At 45.6% G+C, this 17976-nt stretch carries 12 protein-coding genes and 3 pseudogenes; 6 read left to right on the top strand and 9 right to left on the bottom strand.

The genetic code is table 11. The features are described from left to right. The first annotated feature begins 174 nt into the window (after nt 1–174). Nucleotides 175–3363 (top strand): amidohydrolase family protein, encoded by a 3189-nt coding sequence (locus OX890_RS02215; protein ID WP_268650038.1) that lies wholly within the window; start codon nt 175–177, stop codon nt 3361–3363. Nucleotides 3364–3573: 210 nt separating this feature from the next. Here OX890_RS02215 and OX890_RS02210 read toward each other — a convergent pair. Next, a pseudogene (locus OX890_RS02210) lies at nt 3574–3861 on the bottom strand (DNA-3-methyladenine glycosylase I); the annotation flags it as partial. A gap of 56 nt (nt 3862–3917) precedes the next feature. Between OX890_RS02210 and OX890_RS02205 the strand changes: the two are divergent. Then, nucleotides 3918–5113, top strand: a pseudogene (locus tag OX890_RS02205) (IS3-like element ISSba5 family transposase). 9 nt (nt 5114–5122) lie between these two features. Here the strand turns inward: OX890_RS02205 and OX890_RS02200 are convergent. Then, a pseudogene (locus tag OX890_RS02200) lies at nt 5123–5431 on the bottom strand (DNA-3-methyladenine glycosylase I); the annotation flags it as partial. Between the two features lie 117 nt (nt 5432–5548). On the opposite strand from OX890_RS02200, the gene glyQ reads away from it, so the two are divergent. Both glyQ and glyS read left to right on the top strand, forming a co-directional pair. Continuing rightward, a complete protein-coding gene (gene glyQ / locus OX890_RS02195; protein WP_006083814.1) occupies nt 5549–6454 on the top strand; it encodes a glycine--tRNA ligase subunit alpha in 906 nt (301 codons plus the stop codon). A 10-nt stretch (nt 6455–6464) separates the two neighbouring features. Next, nucleotides 6465–8534 (top strand): glycine--tRNA ligase subunit beta, encoded by a 2070-nt coding sequence (gene glyS / locus OX890_RS02190; RefSeq protein ID WP_268650037.1) that lies wholly within the window; start codon nt 6465–6467, stop codon nt 8532–8534. A gap of 87 nt (nt 8535–8621) precedes the next feature. Here glyS and OX890_RS02185 read toward each other — a convergent pair whose 3' ends face one another. Further along, the gene (locus OX890_RS02185; protein ID WP_011981988.1) at nt 8622–9662 is read right to left on the bottom strand and encodes an HDOD domain-containing protein; all 1041 of its coding nucleotides are present in this window, start codon (nt 9660–9662) and stop codon (nt 8622–8624) included. 333 nt (nt 9663–9995) lie between these two features. Between OX890_RS02185 and OX890_RS02180 the strand changes: the two genes are divergently transcribed. Beyond that, nucleotides 9996–10916, top strand: a complete 921-nt coding sequence (locus OX890_RS02180) for a biotin-dependent carboxyltransferase family protein (RefSeq protein WP_006084778.1) — start codon at nt 9996–9998, stop codon at nt 10914–10916. A gap of 90 nt (nt 10917–11006) precedes the next feature. On the opposite strand, the gene OX890_RS02175 is transcribed toward OX890_RS02180, so the two are convergent. The 4 genes from OX890_RS02175 to OX890_RS02160 are packed head-to-tail and all read right to left on the bottom strand — an operon-like array spanning nt 11007 to nt 13252. Beyond that, complete coding sequence (locus tag OX890_RS02175; RefSeq protein ID WP_011845339.1) at nt 11007–11342, bottom strand: c-type cytochrome; 336 nt, start codon at nt 11340–11342, stop codon at nt 11007–11009. Continuing rightward, entirely contained in the window at nt 11339–11722 is a 384-nt protein-coding gene (locus OX890_RS02170) for a hypothetical protein (RefSeq protein ID WP_006084776.1), read from the bottom strand. Before OX890_RS02170 ends, OX890_RS02175 begins: the two co-directional genes overlap by 4 nt. Then, a complete protein-coding gene (locus OX890_RS02165) occupies nt 11722–12948 on the bottom strand; it encodes a sulfite oxidase (RefSeq protein WP_126490839.1) in 1227 nt (408 codons plus the stop codon). The genes OX890_RS02170 and OX890_RS02165 overlap by 1 nt, the downstream gene beginning before the upstream one ends. Nucleotide 12949: 1 nt before the next feature. Next, nucleotides 12950–13252, bottom strand: a complete 303-nt coding sequence (locus OX890_RS02160) for a c-type cytochrome (RefSeq protein WP_011845337.1) — start codon at nt 13250–13252, stop codon at nt 12950–12952. Nucleotides 13253–13492: 240 nt separating this feature from the next. On the opposite strand from OX890_RS02160, the gene OX890_RS02155 reads away from it, so the two are divergent. Continuing rightward, entirely contained in the window at nt 13493–14155 is a 663-nt protein-coding gene (locus tag OX890_RS02155; RefSeq protein ID WP_259528458.1) for a glutathione S-transferase family protein, read from the top strand. Nucleotides 14156–14267: 112 nt separating this feature from the next. Here the strand turns inward: OX890_RS02155 and gyrB are convergent, their stop codons facing one another. Both gyrB and recF read right to left on the bottom strand, forming a co-directional pair. Further along, nucleotides 14268–16685, bottom strand: a complete 2418-nt coding sequence (gene gyrB, locus OX890_RS02150; protein ID WP_006083823.1) for a DNA topoisomerase (ATP-hydrolyzing) subunit B — start codon at nt 16683–16685, stop codon at nt 14268–14270. Between the two features lie 16 nt (nt 16686–16701). Beyond that, nucleotides 16702–17784 (bottom strand): DNA replication/repair protein RecF, encoded by a 1083-nt coding sequence (recF, locus tag OX890_RS02145; protein ID WP_011845334.1) that lies wholly within the window; start codon nt 17782–17784, stop codon nt 16702–16704. Nucleotides 17785–17976 lie beyond the last annotated feature (192 nt).

The following is a 17976-nucleotide window of genomic DNA, read 5'->3' as shown; positions in this document are numbered from 1 at the left end:
CCAGCTCTCTTATCCATATCGCCATGACTTATCCTTCACTCGGTCATCAATTGAAACAGTATTTACGTTTTCCTTCTTATCTATTTATGCGATAACTAGACTGAGTATTAACAAAAGTTCATCTTAAAATTAATACCACTCGAGCAGTCCATAAGAACGATAACAGGAAGTGACATGTTGAAATCTAAACTTACCCCGCTTTATATCGCCCTCGCTCTAGGTATGAATACCCTCGCCGTTAACGCAGCAGAAACGAAGGAAGCCGAATGGAATGTTAACGCTCCAGCAAATGCTCCCTTAGAGCAAGTCAAAATTGATGTTAATGAAGGCACTTGGATGAACCTTAGTGTCAGTCCAGATGGCAAGCATATCGTCTTCGACTTACTCGGCGACATTTATCAAATCCCAGTATCAGGCGGTGAAGCTAAGCCATTAGCCCAAGGCATTGCTTGGCAGATGCAGCCCGTCTATAGCCCAGATGGCAAACACATCGCATTTACCTCGGATGGCGATGGTGGTGATAACATTTGGATCATGGATGCCGATGGTAGCAATCCACGAACTGTCACCCAAGAAACATTCAGGTTGCTAAACAGTCCAGCTTGGAGCCCTGACTCTCAGTATCTTGTTGCACGTAAGCATTTTACCGCCAGCCGCAGTTTAGGTGCGGGTGAAGTGTGGCTATACCACGTAGCGGGCGGCGAAGGCGTCAAACTAACTGAACGCCCAAATGATCAGAAAGATTTAGGCGAACCCGCGTACTCGCCCGATGGCCGTTATATCTACTTTAGCCAAGATGATACGCCAGGCAAAACATTCCACTATTCAAAGGACTCAGTTAACGGTATCTACAAACTCAAACGTTATGATACCCAAACCGGTGACATTGAAATTTTGATTGAAGGTACCGGTGGCGCAATTCGACCAACACCAAGTCCTGATGGCACTAAGCTCGCCTATATAAAGCGCGATGATTTTAATTCATCACTCTACCTGCTCGACCTCAAGTCTGGTGAAACCACTAAACTGTTTGGCGAACTAGACCGTGATATGCAAGAGACTTGGGCGATTCATGGCGTCTACCCGACAATGGCGTGGACTCAAGATAACAAGGATATTTTCTTCTGGGCGAAGGGAAAGATTAACCGCCTGAATGTTGCCAACAAAACACTCACAGATATCCCCTTTAGCGTAAAAACTGAGTTAGCAGTACAACCCTCAGTGCGCTTTAAGCAAGATATAGATAAAGATGTTTTCGAGGTCAAAATGCTACGTATGGCGCAGGTCTCTCCCGATGGCAGTAAAGTCGCCTTCGAAGCACTAGGGAAGATTTGGTTAAAATCATTACCCGATGGAAAAATGTCGCGCTTAACTGAACTCAATAATGGGATTGAAGAACTGTATCCCCAATGGTCCCGCGATGGCAAAAATATTGTTTTCACCACTTGGAATGACCAAGACCAAGGAACAGTGCAAGTCATTAGTGCCAAAGGTGGCAAACCTAAGCAGCTAACATCTGAGCCAGGAAAGTACGTAGAACCCACCTTTTCACCGGATGGTGAACTCGTTGTGTATCGCAAAACCCAAGGCGGTAACCTCACACCAAGAACTTGGTCGCAGGAGCCTGGACTATATAAAGTCGATATCAAAGGCAAACAAAATATGAAGATCAGTGCCGATGGCTACCAAGCTCAATTTGGTGCCAATGCCGATCGCGTCTTTTTTATGAATAGCAGCGAAGATGAAACGCCACAGTTATCATCTATCAACTTAGATGGCTTCGATAAGCGAGTTCATTACAGCAGTAAGCATGCGACTGAGTTTAGGGTTTCACCCGATGGTGAGCAACTCGCCTTCGCTGAACGCTTTAAGGTTTGGGTGACGCCTTTTGCTAAACACGGTGAAACAGTTGAGATTGGACCCAATGCCAACAATCTACCCGTAAGCCAATTGAGTGTCCGTGCGGGTGAAAGTATCAGTTGGAACAGTAAAAGCAACCAACTGTATTGGACGCTTGGCCCCGAACTTTATCAAGCCAAGGTTGATACTCAATATCTCAATAAAGATGAAAAGGCTCAGCCAAGCATTATCAATTTAGGCTTTACCGAAAAGGCCGATGTTCCACGTGGAACAATCGCCTTCGTCGGTGGCAAAGTGATTACAATGGAAAATGACCAAGTCATCGACAATGGCGTGGTCATAGTCAAAGATAATCATATTGTCGCCGTAGGTGATGCCAATATCGGGATTCCTAAAGATGCACAGATCATCGACATCAAAGGAAAATCGATCATGCCAGGGCTATTCGATGCCCACGCCCATGGACCGCAAGCAGATGATGAAATTGTGCCACAACAGAACTGGGCGCTGTATTCTGGCCTTTCCTTGGGTGTCACCACGATTCACGATCCCTCGAATGACACGACAGAGATTTTTGCCGCTTCCGAACAACAAAAAGCAGGACACATAGTTGGCCCGCGTATTTTCTCTACTGGTACCATATTATATGGTGCCAATGCGCCTGGCTACACATCGCATATAGACTCACTCGATGATGCCAAGTTTCATCTTGAACGTCTGAAAAAAGTCGGGGCGTTTAGCGTAAAAAGCTACAACCAACCGCGACGCAATCAGCGGCAACAAGTCATCGCTGCCGCTCGTGAACTCGAAATGATGGTCGTGCCTGAGGGTGGCAGTTTGCTGCAACACAATCTCACTATGGTCGCCGATGGCCATACAACGGTTGAGCACTCTCTGCCAGTGGCAGCGATTTATAACGACATCAAACAATTCTGGAGCCAGACTAAAGTCGGTTACACCCCAACCTTAGTGGTCGCCTATGGCGGTATTTCGGGCGAAAACTACTGGTACGACAAAACCGATGTGTGGGCGCATCCACGCCTGTCCATGTATGTCCCCGCCGATATATTACAGGCGAGATCAATGCGACGCCCGCATGCTCCAGATGGCCACTATAATCATTTCAATGTTGCAAAAGTCGCTAACGAGCTCAATAAGTTAGGGGTTCACCCAAATATTGGCGCCCACGGTCAGCGTGAAGGTTTAGCGGCACATTGGGAAATGTGGATGTTCGCCCAAGGCGGCATGAGTAATATGGAAGTATTGAAAACGGCCACCATTAATCCTGCGACAACCTTTGGTATGGAACAACAGCTAGGCTCGATTAAAGAAGGTAAGCTCGCAGACTTAATCGTTATTGATGGTGATCCATTAGCCGACATACGCGTCACAGATAAAGTCACTTATACCATGGTCAACGGTAAGCTTTTTGATGCTGAGACGATGAATGAGCTTAATGGGGATAAGGAAAAACGTAAGCCATTTTTATTTGAGAAAATCTAAACTCTATCCTCAAGGCTAGAATGGGAGAGTCGCTTTCCTGTTTTAATTATTTGGTTTAACCAGATATCACCAATGAAGATAAAAGCATGTTCCACGTGGAACATGCTTTTTTACATTTTGTGCATTGTTTATTGTGTATATGGACAAGAACTCGAATATTGCTATGAGTACTGTCCTACATCACATCAGCAAGATGAACGATTACTGATGTTAGCAGTGATGCTGACCGGCACAGGAATCAACACAGGCCTGGTAGGAAATACACTCTACAAGGTGATCATTTACCATACCCACCGCCTGCATAAAGGCATAACAAATTGTTGGACCGACGAAATTAAATCCAAGCTTCTTTAACGCTTTTGACATGGCTTCAGATTCTGGTGTTTGTGCAGGAACCTGCGACATAGCAGTAAACTGATTAACTATGGGCTTACCACCAACAAAGCTCCATAAAAATGCAGAGAAATCCTTCCCATCGGCAGTATAGGCTAAATATCCTGTAGTGGCACACTAATTTTGGCCACCTAAATAGAGGTGATATTATTACCTCGTAGATGACTTTAGGTGAACACGTGAGATCGACAACCAGAAAAACATTTAGTGCTGAATTCAAACTTGAAGCAGCCCAATTAGTCCTCGATAAAAACCATAGCATCATCGAAGCTGCAAAGGCGATGAACGTAGGTAAGTCCACTATGGATAAATGGGTGAGACAGTTAAAACTAGAACGCTAGGGTGGCACACCAAAAGCATCTCCGATTACCCCTGAAAAAATTGAAATCCGTGAGCTGAAGAAGCAAATAGCTCGTCTTGAGGAGCACAATCTTATCCTAAAAAAGGCTACCGCTCTCTTGATGTCAGACTCGATGAACAATTTACGCTAATCAGCGCACTCAAGCAGAGCCACTCTATTCTCACAATTTGTAATGCATTCAAAGTACATCGAAGTAGCTATAAGTATTGGCTAAAAAGAAAAGAACATATTGATGCAGACTTGACTATTTTATGCAGTGAAGTGAAGGCCGCACATCGTATTAGTCATGGCTCTGCCGGTGCGCGAACGATAGCGCAATTAGTGACTAACAAAGGGATTGGTCTCAGTCGTTATCGAGCCCGTAATCTAATGAAAAAGCTTGGGCTATTAAGCTGTCAGCAGCCTAAGCATTCTTATAGGAAAGCGACACAAGAGCATGTTGCAATCCCCAATACGCTTAATCGACAGTTTGCAGTAACTCAACCAGATCAAGTGTGGTGTGGCGACGTGACGTATGTTTGGGTCGGTAATCGTTGGGCATATTTAGCGGTTGTTCTAGACCTGTTTTCCCGTAAACCTGTTGGGTGGGCTTTGTCATTATCACCTGACAGCGAGCTGACCTGTAAAGCCTTGAAAATGGCATTTGAGTTAAGGGGGAAACCTGAGAATGTGATTTACCACAGCGATCAAGGTTCACATTACACAAGCTTGAAATTCAGACAATTAATATGGCGTCTTCAGATTGAGCAAAGTATGAGTCGCCGCGGGAATTGTTGGGATAACGCACCAATGGAGCGTTTCTTTAGAAGTTTGAAATCTGAGTGGATACCCGCCAGTGGTTATGGGAATTTTACAGAAGCAGATAAAGAGATCACAAATTACATCACTGGATATTACAGTGAGACCAGACCCCATCAATATAATGGTGGGTTAACGCCAAATGAGTCAGAACGTTTATATTGGAATGACTCTAAAACCGTGGCCAATTTTACTTGACCACTACAATCCTTTGGCATTCTTGATGATAGAGTTCACCTTCAAGCGATTACGCACTATGCCGGGATTCAACATAAGCTCCACCACTTTCGCCTCATCAAAGCCAGCAATCACTTCGGGTTCAAAATTGGCAAAGGCTTGTTCGTAATTTTGTTGTTTCTTCAGGATAGTTATCCAAGATAATCCGGCCTGTTGACCATCTAAACACAACTTAGCAAACAGCTCCTTAGGATCATAAACCGGCCGCCCCCACACTTTGTCATGATACTCACGATACAAGGGATCATCACTTACCCAGCCACAACGGATCTCTTCCATGGTATATAACCTTATTGTTTTAATTAAGAAGGTAAAAAATAACCTACATAAGCAGATATCTACAAGGTATAATCGAACCCATTTTCTATTCAGGCTGACGGCAGTAGACAAGTAGACATGACGACAAAACACGACGTAAAAACATTTCAGGGTTTCATTCTCACCCTGCAGGAATATTGGGCACAGCAAGGCTGTGCAATCGTTCAACCTCTAGATATGGAAGTCGGCGCGGGAACATTCCACCCACAAACTTTCCTACGTTCTCTAGGGCCAGAACCTATGAGCAGTGCCTATGTGCAGCCATCGCGCCGCCCTACGGACGGTCGTTACGGTGAAAACCCTAACCGTCTGCAGCACTACTACCAATTCCAAGTCGTGTTGAAGCCTTCACCTGACAATATTCAAGAGCTGTATTTAGGCTCACTGCAAGCGCTGGGTATCGATACTCAAATCCACGATATCCGCTTTGTAGAAGATAACTGGGAATCACCAACACTAGGTGCTTGGGGCTTAGGCTGGGAAATCTGGCTTAATGGTATGGAAGTAACTCAGTTTACTTACTTCCAACAGGTTGGCGGCATCGAATGCAGCCCAGTCACAGGTGAAATCACCTATGGCCTAGAGCGTCTGGCTATGTATATCCAAGGTGTTGATAGCGTTTATGATCTCGTTTGGACCGATGGTCCACTGGGTCGCATCACCTATGGCGATGTGTTCCATCAAAACGAAGTCGAGCAATCGACCTATAACTTCGAACACGCCGATGTGGACTTTATGTTCACCCTGTTCGATCAGTGCGAAAAAATGTGTCAGCATTTATTGTCACTGGAAAAACCTTTACCTCTGCCCGCTTACGAGCAAGTGATGAAAGCCTCGCACGCCTTCAACTTACTCGATGCCCGCCATGCCATTTCAGTGACCGAGCGCCAACGCTACATCTTACGCGTTCGCACTATGGCGAAAGCGGTCGCAGAATCTTATTATCAGGCACGCGAAGCGCTTGGCTTCCCAATGTGTAAGTAGAGGTAAAAACATGAATTTTGAAAACTTACTCATAGAGTTAGGCACAGAAGAGTTACCACCTAAGTCACTGCGTAAACTGGCTGAATCCTTTTTAGCTAACTTTACCGAAGAACTCAGCAAAGCCGATTTAGCATTTAGCTCTGCCGTTTGGTACGCAGCGCCACGTCGTCTGGCGATTAACGTCACTGAACTTGCGCTTGCACAAGCCGACAAAGTGGTTGAGAAACGTGGCCCCGCCGTGAGTTCAGCCTTTGATGCTGAAGGTAAGCCAACTAAAGCCGCCGAAGGTTGGGCACGTGGTAATGGTATTACTGTTGAGCAAGCGGAACGTTTAGTGACAGATAAAGGCGAATGGTTAGTCCATAACGCCAAAGTTGAAGGCGTCGAAACAAAAAGTTTGATCGCTGCTATGGCTCAACGTGCACTCGATAAATTACCCATCCCTAAGCCAATGCGTTGGGGCAATAATAAAACCCAATTTATTCGCCCTGTGCACACCGCGACTATGTTGTTAGGCAGTGAGTTGATTGAAGGTGAATTGCTGGGTATCAAATCGGCACGCACTGTTCGCGGTCACCGCTTTATGGGACTCAAGCAGTTTGAATTAGCGCACGCTGATCACTACCTTGCCGACCTAAAAGAAAAAGGCAAAGTCATCGCCGATTACGAAAGCCGTAAAGCATTGATCAAAGCCGATGCCGAAAAAGCCGCCGCTAAGATTGGTGGTACAGCCGATATCGAAGATAGCCTACTTGAAGAAGTCGCCTCTTTGGTTGAATGGCCAGTGGTATTGACCGCCAGCTTCGAAGAAAAATTCTTAGCCGTACCGTCTGAAGCTTTGGTCTACACCATGAAGGGCGATCAAAAATACTTCCCAGTCTTTGATGAAGTGGGCAAGTTACTGCCAAATTTTATCTTTGTGACCAACATAGAATCTAAAGATCCTGCGCAAATTATCTCTGGTAACGAGAAAGTCGTTCGTCCACGTCTTGCCGACGCCGAATTCTTCTTTAATACTGATAAAAAACATACGCTGGAATCACGTTTACCTAGCTTAGAAACAGTATTGTTCCAACAGCAGCTGGGTACATTAAAAGACAAAGTAAATCGTATCTCTGCCCTAGCCGGCTTTATTGCCGAGCAAACTGGTGCGAATGCGGTTGATGCAGCACGCGCAGGTTTGTTATCTAAAACCGATTTGATGACCAATATGGTGATGGAATTTACCGACACTCAAGGCACTATGGGTATGCATTACGCCCGCCTCGATGGTGAAACCGAAGCCGTTGCAGTTGCAATGGAAGAACAATACAAACCTAAGTTCTCTGGCGATACAGTGCCAAATGCTGGCGTATCTTGCGCTGTCGCATTAGCAGACAAGCTCGATACTTTAGTCGGTATCTTTGGTATTGGCCAAGCACCAAAAGGCGCAGCCGATCCCTTTGCCCTACGCCGCGCAGCAATTGGCGTGCTACGTATCATAGTAGAAAACAAGCTACCACTTGATTTAGTTGATCTTATCGCTAAAGCTCAAGCACTGCATGGCACTAACTTAAGCAACGCCAATGCAAGCGATGAAGTGTTAGAGTTCTTAATGGCACGCTTCCGCGCTTGGTATCAAGATAAAGGCATTGGTGTTGATGTGATCTTAGCCGTGCTAGCACGTCGCCCAACACGCCCAGCTGATTTTGATAGCCGTATCAATGCGGTATCACACTTTAGAAGCCTAGAAGCTTCTAGTGCACTTGCGGCAGCGAACAAACGTGTATCCAACATTCTGGCTAAGGTTGAAGGTGCTTTACCAACAACCATCAATGCGAATCTGTTAACTGAAGCCGCAGAGCAAGCATTAGCGGCCAAGTTGAACGAGCTGCAACCACTACTGGCGCCTTTGTTTGCCAATGCCGATTACCAACAAGCCTTAACCTTGTTAGCTGGCCTACGTGAAAGCGTGGATCAGTTCTTCGAAGATGTGATGGTAATGGCGGATGATGAAGCTTTGAAAAACAATCGTTTAGCATTGTTGAATAATCTACGCGAGCAGTTCCTGCACGTCGCGGATATATCACTACTGCAATAACAATACTAACGTTTTTTAAATTATCGCTTTATAAAAAACGCGCTAAATAGCGCGTTTTTTATTGCCCTGATTTCTTAAACAGCCCAATCAGAACTGCGTCAGTTTTTGATGTAAGCCATCAAATTGAGTTTGATCTAAGTTAACTTGCTGCAGTAAATTCGCCAGTATTTCAGGAGACAATTGCCCTGCTTGATGCAGCATAGAAATCTCGCTGATCACATTCGCCCGCCATATCACAGCGGCGAGCCCAACTTGCGGGCGCGAGTTCACACTGGCGAGCTTGTCTAATTCTGTTTCAAAGGTATTGGGTAACTGCCAATGCTTAGCGAGCAATGAACTTAAGGTTAACGATTTCGTCGTCATCACTTGTCTAAATAACCCAGAATTAGGCTGCTCTCCCGGCTCCGCCTGCACAAACGCATCGAGTAGCATTTTGAAAATGGCTAGCTTGCCGACATCATGCAGTAAACCCAATAAAAAAGCCGTATCTTGATCTTCGTCGCTTAACTCACTGGCGAGAAAGGCGACCTGCATCGAGTGGCGCCAAATTTCAGCGCCGAAACGACGAAAATAGATTGGCTTGATATCCAACATTTCACGCACTAGGCAAGTGGTGACAAACTTTCTCAACTGTTCACGACCAAGCTGTACCAAAGCCTGTTGTAAACTGGTGATATCCCTATCGCTACGTTTAAACGCAGGGGAGTTACATAGCTTAAGTACCTCAATACTCAGTAAAGGATCTCGCTCAATAAGCGCTAATAGATCCTTAATATCAAACTGAGGATCGGCCAGCTTACGATCTAGCTCCAATACCTTTGACGGTAGCTTTAGCACTTTTTCGGCGATCACTTGTGGCGATGCCAAGGCCTGCTCTATCTCCGCCATGACTCGGCGTTCAAGATTATTAGCTACACCGCCAGTGTCCTTAACCCGTGTTGGAAACAACAAACTATAAAAGAGTGCGGCTAAATCCACAGATACCACACTAATGTCTTCGAGAGGTTTAGCTGGCTTTCGCGCAGGTTCAAGCGACTTACCTAAGTCAGTGGTTGAAAAACTTTTGGGCCTCTCAACCGTCGCTGTATCGCGAATATTAAAGAGCTTATTAAAAAGTGATTTAATCAAGGAGCATCAACCTGTCATTATAAATAATTGTTAAAAAGTCAGTTAAATATTGCCCATAATAAATCCATTTTGATCCGCTAAAGCTATATATAAACACGTTGCAGACATGCTAATGGCTTGCTTAAGTGTAACATATTCAATTCATTTCTGACGTCTACAATCCCGCTATTGCTGCCTTTATAAAGACAATCTTGGTTACAACTTGAAACCTCAAAAAACTTACATTCTGGCAGCATTTAGCTGACAATATGTCCACCCTTCATAAAGTGATACGTATTTCGTCTCCCTTTAAGTCATTCACGACATACTCGCCAGCTAACGACGGAATATTTGATGATCGAGGTAATAAAAGCGGGTGCACTAACCACAGTTCAAGATCTCGGACGCATGGGATACCGACATTTAGGTGTAACCCAAGCTGGCGCCTTAGATAGACCTGCCCTGTGTTTAGCAAACCGCCTATTATCAAACCCAGATAACACACCCGTATTAGAATTGACCTTCGGCCAATCGATTTTTTTGTTTAAACGCGACGCTTGGATTGCCTTAACCGGTGCCGATTTCGATGCTCGTATAGACAATAAGCCCATAGTTTGCGGCTGGCGTTACTCCATTAAGGCAGGGCAAAAACTCAGTCTTAGAGGGGGAAATAAAGGCATGCGTGCTTATATTGCCGTTGATGGTGGCGTTAAAGTACCGCTAGTGATGAATTCTGCCGCTACCGATTTAACCTCAGGTATAGGTGGATTTCATGGCCGCGCATTAGAAGCGGGCGATCGCCTGACCTTAGGTTCTGCTCATCCACTAAGAAGGCAAGTCGGTGCAATTCAAAAAAGTTGGGATGGGCATATTCGCGCACTCGCGACCAAGCACACTCAAGCCTTCTCGTTAAAATCTCAGCAAACATTCTGGCAAACACAGTGGCAACTTTCAGCTGAAAGTGATCGTGCGAGTGCAATACTCAAAGGTGATACGTTAACATTGGCAAAACCATTCCCTGTTCAATCACACACAGTTACGCCCGGAGTGGTTCAAGTCTCCGCTTCTGGGCAACCACTCGTGTTACTTGCCGATGCGCAGACCACCAGCAGTCATCCTCAAATAGCCGTGATTATTGAAGCCGATCTTTGGAAGCTTGCGCAAACTCGCCCAGGGCAAACAGTTAAATTCGAATTGGTCGACGATGAACAAGCCGCAACGGCGCAGGCAGAATGGCATGACTACTTCTATCGCTTACAACGCAGTCTAGGTTAACAGGCCGCTTAATCATCGCGTCCAAGAAACATCACCCCGCATTCCTAGCAAGCTTCATTCGACTTCATTCAAATAGTCCCCACAATAACGCTAATTCGCACTTAGGTTCGGTGTAACTTGCTGGCTATAAAATAGTGCCACATCTTGCAATTGCTCAGAGCTTAACGCGCTGACCTGAGCTTGCATCAAAGGATCGAGTCGTAAACCTGCTTTAAAATCGACGAGCTGTTTATTGAGGTAAGCAAATTTCTGTCCCTTCAAGTTTGGGAATTGCTTGGCCATAGCGATCACTGCATTACCATGACACGACTCACACTGAGCCGTAGCCAACGCCTGACCACGTTCACTATCTGCTTGATAAACCTCTCCAAAAACCTCTGTAGATAAGCCACATAAGGCAATCAAGCTTATGATAAGAGCTTTCATTTAGTTTCCTTAGAGACAGAATTAACGAGCGCAGGCGGCAGGCTAGGTTCTAAGGGAAGACGCCTAAAAAGCGTCATATCCATTTCAGCTTGACCATAATAAGTGCTTAGATAACTCAAGGTAGGCTCCCAAGTATCCGACAAGTCCCACAGGCCTTGAGTGTCAACCATCCACTGCAGAGTCTCTTTCCAAAAAGCTTTATCGCCATGATTTTGCACGACTATCATGCTGGTATGGCAAGCATTACACTGATAATTCACTAACTCCCAGCCTGGAGCCATAATTAAACCCGATTTAGGGTCCACAGGATACTCAGCGGCTAGCGAAATACTGGATGCCACTAGCCCAAGAAAAATAAATAGCTTGTTCAGCACTCTCATTACACCACCCTGACGACAATACGATGGCAACCATTAAACATATATCCCTTAGGATTCCATTGTGGCTGTACTACTGGCTGACTATCTCCTTGGTTATCAGTCGCTTTGGCCCAGATTTCATAATATCCCTGCGACGGTAATTGCAATTCAATTTTCCACTGCTGCCATGCCGCTACGTTTTTAGGTTTTTCTAACTCAGCGGTAAACCAGCGGGTTCCATAGTCATAACTCACTTCCACTTTAACGACTTCCCGCAATCCCGCCCAAGCATGGCCTGCGATAACCATCTTTTGACCCACAGCTAATTCGGTTCCGGATTGAGGCTCGGTAATCAAGGACTTCACTATCATTTCTTCAATGATTCGGTAGTCTTTATTGTCAACGGACTCACCTGGCGCTATCGGATACTTAGGGAGTTGATATGCTGGCGCTTCCATTTTATGTCCATCATGCACTTTATTGCGCACACTGATCCCCGTCGCCGCTTTTTGCGAAACGGATCCCGGCCGGCCACCAAACACAATACGTAAGGGATATCCATGTAGATACGGAATGTCCTCACCGTTCATCGACCATGCAATGAGTCCAAGCTCTTCGAGCGCCGCCTTTATTGGCACACCGCGTGAAATCGCCTCACCTTTACCGCTCAAATGCCGATCAACACCGTGATGACCCGTGTAAATAGCATCGGCTTTAATACCGCAATCCTTAAGCACGTCGCTCACCAAGACACCCGTCCACTCGGAGCAAAATACCCCAGCATTATTCCATTGATTGCCTTTAGTGCTAGGAAAGAAGCCTGAACGGCTATTGCCACCACATTCAATCAGTAACTGTAATGTGTAATGCTTAAAGCGGCGCTTGAGCTCATCGATTGTGTAGGTTTTCGGGGTAGCAACGGACTCGCCATCCACTTTAAAAGTCCAAGTCTTAGCATCAAGTGCCTTAAAATCAGGCACTATGCCATTCCAGCGGATAAATGAGGCATCTGCTGGCGTCACAGCAGGAGCAAGTTTATGCTCCGGTGGAAACGCATTCAGTGGATGAGTGTTTAACACTTTGAAATAACTCGGCAAGTCCTCAGCTTTAGTCCAAGTTAATGCTGATATATCCAGAGGAGTAACGGCAGCGGGAAGCTGATCGGCAAATACCCACTTAACGGGTAAAGCTGATAGCACAGACGTCGCTACCGCTCCTTTAATAAAAACCCGACGATTAAGATCCATGTTATTTATCCTTTCCGAGGTAAAAGTAATCCGCCATCTGCTGCATATCAGCCTCACTCAACAATTGGGCGACTTTGGTCATAGTGGGATCTTGGCGATTTCCCGTCTTAAAGGCTCGAAGCTGCTTCAACAGGTAATCCGAGTTTTGCCATCCAATGTTAGGAATATGCTCAAAACGACTCATGCCAGACTCGCCATGGCAGGCCTTACACATATTCAATAACTTATTAGCCTCATCGGCGTTTACCACAGCTGGTAACATAAATATCAGCACGCTCGCCGGATAGATCACTCGCAGCCACATCCACAGTTCTCATCAGTTAGTCTTCATCCCGACGAGTTCCATCGAACGAAGTAATTAAGATATGCTTAAATTATCCCAATGCGGTGAGTCGTTTAAATTCAATAAAAGTGATTCGAAAGCTCAAGAGAAATGACGCGTATTAGCGGATGTAGAAAGGGTAAAATATTCATTAGTCATAGGTGAAATGAGCCCATATAGTAGCTTTGCAGAAACACTCGGCATTTCACTCAAGGACAAACAATGGATCTTTATATTGGCAATAAAAACTACTCTAGCTGGTCACTGCGGGCTTGGTTAATGGCCGCAAAATCTGGCGTGCAGTTCAACGAAGTATTACTGCAACTCGATACCGACAGTTTTTATCAGCAACTCAAAGCTATATCTCCCACTTTAAAAGTACCGACATTAGTCGATGGCGATATCACGGTATGGGATTCACTCTCGATTTGCGAATACCTCAACGACACCTATCTTGCCGGTAGTGCATGGCCGCAAGAACCTAAACAAAAAGCCAAGGCCAGATCGATTGCCAGTGAAATGCATTCTGGCTTTAATGCCGTGCGTAACGCTCTACCAATGAACATACGCGCGAGCCGTTATGTAGAACTCACAGATGCGGTCCGCAAAGACATTGAGCGCATCGATGCGATTTGGTCAGCACAAATGGCCGAGTTTTCCCCATCACATGCTGAAGGTACTTGGTTATTTGGCCAATGGTCGATTGCCGACATGATGTTTGCGCCTGTGGTCATGCGCTTTCTCACCTACGATATTGAAGTCTCGCAGGCAAGCCGTGCCTATATGCAGCATGTGATCAGCTGTCCGGAAATGCAGGCGTGGATGAGTGCGGCTAAAGCTGAGACTGAAATTATTGCTGCGGATGAAGCGGGTATTGATCGATAGAAGAGATAAATCATAGAGATAAAAAGGGAAAGCCTTGGCTTTCCCTTAATCATTCACGTACTAATGCGAGTCACTTAACGCGCATTACACGTCTAATATTATACATCTAGCACTATACGTCTAAGTTAGCCACGTTCAATGCGTTCGCTTCGATGAACTCACGACGAGGTTCAACTTGATCACCCATCAAACAAGTGAACAACTGATCGGCACCCACAGCATCATCAATCGTGACTTGCAGCATACGGCGTGATTCAGGATCCATTGTAGTTTCCCACAATTGCTCAGGGTTCATCTCACCCAATCCTTTATAACGTTGAATGTATAAGCCGCGTTTGGCTTCAGAAATCGTCCAATCTAGCGCTTCAAGGAAGCTGCCGACTTCTTTAACACGTTCGCCGCGTTGTACATAGCCGCCCTCTTCAATCATGCCATCTAACGCCGCACCTAACTTACCGATACGTTGATAATCGCTTGATTGGAAGAAGTCATAAGTAAACAGATAGTTAGTATCGATACCGTGTTTACGAATGGTGATCTTAGGCAGATACACTTTACGCTCAGGATCGAGAATCGGCTCAGCAGAATACAGTACGCCGCTGCTTTCCATTTCCACCAGCTCATGGATAAAGGCATCGATCCACTCTTTCATCTTGCCTTCATCGGCCAACATATCGTTGGTGATCATTGGGTGGTAAAGCATACGGTTAGTAATGTGCGTTGGATAGCGCTGCTCTAAACGGGCAACAATGGCTTCCACTTCACGATACTGAGTCACTAAACGCTCTAACGGCTCACCTGACATACCAATCGCACCTTGGGTTGGGTACACAATAGTGCCATCCAATGCTTGAGTCGTGAGATATTGAGTTAATGCTGGCTCGTCTTTCAAATACTGTTCTTGCTTGCCCTTTTTCACTTTAAATAGTGGTGGCTGAGCAATATACACATAACCACGTTCAATCAATTCAGGCATTTGACGGAAGAAGAAGGTCAACAGCAAGGTACGAATGTGCGAGCCGTCGACGTCAGCATCCGTCATGATGATGATGTTGTGATAACGAGTTTTATCTGGGTTATATTCGTCGCGACCAATACCACAGCCGAGCGCCGTGATCAGTGTGGCCACTTCTTGAGAAGACAACATCTTATCGAAGCGTGCTTTCTCAACGTTTAGAATTTTACCTTTCAGTGGCAGAATCGCTTGGTTCTTACGGTTACGTCCCTGCTTAGCGCTACCGCCAGCAGAGTCACCTTCCACTATGTAAATTTCTGAAAGACCGGGATCTTTTTCTTGGCAATCGGCCAGCTTACCTGGCAAACCACCTAAATCGAGTGCGCCTTTACGACGGGTCATTTCACGGGCTTTACGCGCCGCTTCACGGGCACGGGCCGCATCGACAATCTTACCGACAATCAACTTCGCATCGGCTGGGTTTTCCAGCAGATAATCGTTCAGCTTCTCACCCATGGTTTGTTCAACCGCGGTTTTCACTTCACTAGAAACCAGTTTATCTTTGGTTTGCGAGCTGAACTTAGGATCAGGCACTTTAACAGAGATAACGGCGGTCAAACCTTCACGGGCATCGTCGCCAGTCGCGCTAGTTTTGCCTTTCTTGTTATAGCCTTCGTTTTCCATGTAGCTGTTGAGGTTACGTGTCAACGCACTACGGAAACCGACTAAGTGAGTACCACCATCACGCTGTGGAATGTTGTTGGTAAAACAGAAAATATTTTCTTGATAACCGTCATTCCACTGCATAGCCACTTCAACGGTAATGCCATCTTCACGCTCTTGCATAAAGTGGAATACGTCTTTGTTGACGGGGGTTTTATTACGGTTCAAATAATCTACGAATGCGCTAATACCGCCTTCGTATTTAAAGAATTCATTCTTGTTGTCACGTTCATCAACCAGACGAATACCTACGCCTGAGTTAAGGAATGACAGTTCGCGCACGCGCTTTGCCAAAATTTCAAAGTGAAACTCAACATCGCTAAAGGTATCTTCACTTGGCCAAAAACGGATTTCGGTACCGGTTTTAGTCGCGTCACCAATCTCTTTGATTGGCGCATCAGGCACACCGTGAGTATAAAACTGCTCGTACACTTTGCCAGCACGACGAATGGTCATTTGCAGCTTTTTAGATAAAGCGTTTACAACCGATACACCCACACCGTGGAGACCGCCAGACACTTTATAGGAGTTATCGTCGAACTTACCGCCGGCATGCAATACCGTCATGATAACTTCTGCTGCCGATACGCCTTCTTCCTCATGGATAGATACCGGAATACCACGGCCGTCATCCTTAACAGAAACCGAACCATCGACATGGATAGTAATGGTAATATCGCTGCAGTGGCCGGCTAAGGCTTCATCGATAGAGTTATCGACTACTTCGAACACCATATGATGTAGACCCGTACCGTCGTCGGTGTCACCAATATACATCCCAGGTCTCTTACGTACTGCATCAAGGCCCTTAAGGACCTTAATACTCGAAGAATCGTAACTATTCTCTGACATATTATTCTCTCAATGGTTATTCAATTACCGTTACACGTCCCTGTTCCACATGAAACATCCTACTGGGAGGCGTGTGTAACGAATCGACTATTGCAGCAGGATCGATGGCGGTCACAAAAACTTGTGCTCCGGTATCCGTTAACTGCTTAAGCAATAGCTGCCTATGCTGTGCATCCAACTCGGACGGAAGATCATCCACAAGATAAATACTGTGTTTATCTATTTGTTGTTTGAGCAACTTTCCCTGTGCAATACGCAGTGCACAGACTAATAATTTCAATTGACCACGGGACAGGGCATCCTGCGCCGGCAAAGTGCCTACACGAAGTCTAAGGTCAGCTTTATGGGGACCGCTGACGGTATGACCTGTGGCCAAATCTCTGGAATATTGGTTTTCGAGTAGTTCTGCAAAATCCGTTTTACTATCCCAGCCGCGCGTAAATGAAACCTTCACATCTACACTCGGTAAAAACTCCCCGATTATACCCTTAAGTAGCTCATTTAACGAGTCTACATAATGGTTTCGTATTTCAGTAACCTGCTCGGCATAACGCACAAACTCTTGGTCCCAAAATTGAATATTACTGTAGGCCGAGCCATTTCTAAGCAATTGATTTCTTTGCTTAAGAACGCGGCGAACATTCGTCCAAGCACCATAAAACTGTGGGTCAGCATGAAATGCGCCCCAATCGATAAATTGTCGGCGGGATTTTGGGCCTTCAAACAGTAAAGAAAAGCTTTCAGGCGTGATCACTTGAATAGGTAACGTTTCGGCTAATGTCGACAGACGTTTGACTTTTTCGCCGTCGATTCTCACTTCAGTCTCACCACTACGAAATCGGCGCAAACCGATTTTACTGTCACCGCGCGCTAAATTTAAAGTTGCAAAGAGCGTTAACTTATCGTCGTCGTTATTAATCACTCGTTGGGATAAATGGCTGCGAAACGATCGCCCCATACCGAGGAAATAAATCGCCTCAAGAATACTGGTTTTGCCGCTGCCATTTTGGCCATAAATCAAGTTAATCCCAGGTGCGGGGATTAACTGTGCGGACTGAATGTTGCGAAATGCTTCGATATTGAGACGGGTCAGGCTCATGCATTACTCATTAAGCCGCGTAAACGGCGAAGGCAAGGATTCATAACACTTAACAGGCAACTCAATCGCTGCCACAGGCTAAGGCTATCGGTAAATGAGTGAAGGAATGGCCAATGCTGCGTATTAAACACTGTGCCGCCGTTAAGCGGCATAGACATCGAAGACAGAGGTACAAACACGGGTAACGTAAAA

Origin of the sequence: Shewanella sp. DAU305, assembly GCF_026802235.1 — a bacterium.
GTDB lineage: Bacteria > Pseudomonadota > Gammaproteobacteria > Enterobacterales > Shewanellaceae > Shewanella > Shewanella baltica.
The sequence above is the reverse complement of the archived record's forward strand: the minus strand, read 5'-3'. Positions and strand labels throughout refer to the sequence as shown.

Coding starts and splice junctions, on each gene's coding strand:
- OX890_RS02215 (WP_268650038.1), top strand. CDS start 175: ATGTTGAAATCTAAACTTACCCCGCTTTATATCGCCCTCGCTCTAGGT.
- glyQ (WP_006083814.1), top strand. CDS start 5,549: ATGACGACAAAACACGACGTAAAAACATTTCAGGGTTTCATTCTCACC.
- glyS (WP_268650037.1), top strand. CDS start 6,465: ATGAATTTTGAAAACTTACTCATAGAGTTAGGCACAGAAGAGTTACCA.
- OX890_RS02180 (WP_006084778.1), top strand. CDS start 9,996: ATGATCGAGGTAATAAAAGCGGGTGCACTAACCACAGTTCAAGATCTC.
- OX890_RS02175 (WP_011845339.1), bottom strand. CDS start 11,342: ATGAAAGCTCTTATCATAAGCTTGATTGCCTTATGTGGCTTATCTACA.
- OX890_RS02170 (WP_006084776.1), bottom strand. CDS start 11,722: ATGAGAGTGCTGAACAAGCTATTTATTTTTCTTGGGCTAGTGGCATCC.
- OX890_RS02165 (WP_126490839.1), bottom strand. CDS start 12,948: ATGGATCTTAATCGTCGGGTTTTTATTAAAGGAGCGGTAGCGACGTCT.
- OX890_RS02160 (WP_011845337.1), bottom strand. CDS start 13,252: ATGTGGCTGCGAGTGATCTATCCGGCGAGCGTGCTGATATTTATGTTA.
- OX890_RS02155 (WP_259528458.1), top strand. CDS start 13,493: ATGGATCTTTATATTGGCAATAAAAACTACTCTAGCTGGTCACTGCGG.
- gyrB (WP_006083823.1), bottom strand. CDS start 16,685: ATGTCAGAGAATAGTTACGATTCTTCGAGTATTAAGGTCCTTAAGGGC.
- recF (WP_011845334.1), bottom strand. CDS start 17,784: ATGAGCCTGACCCGTCTCAATATCGAAGCATTTCGCAACATTCAGTCC.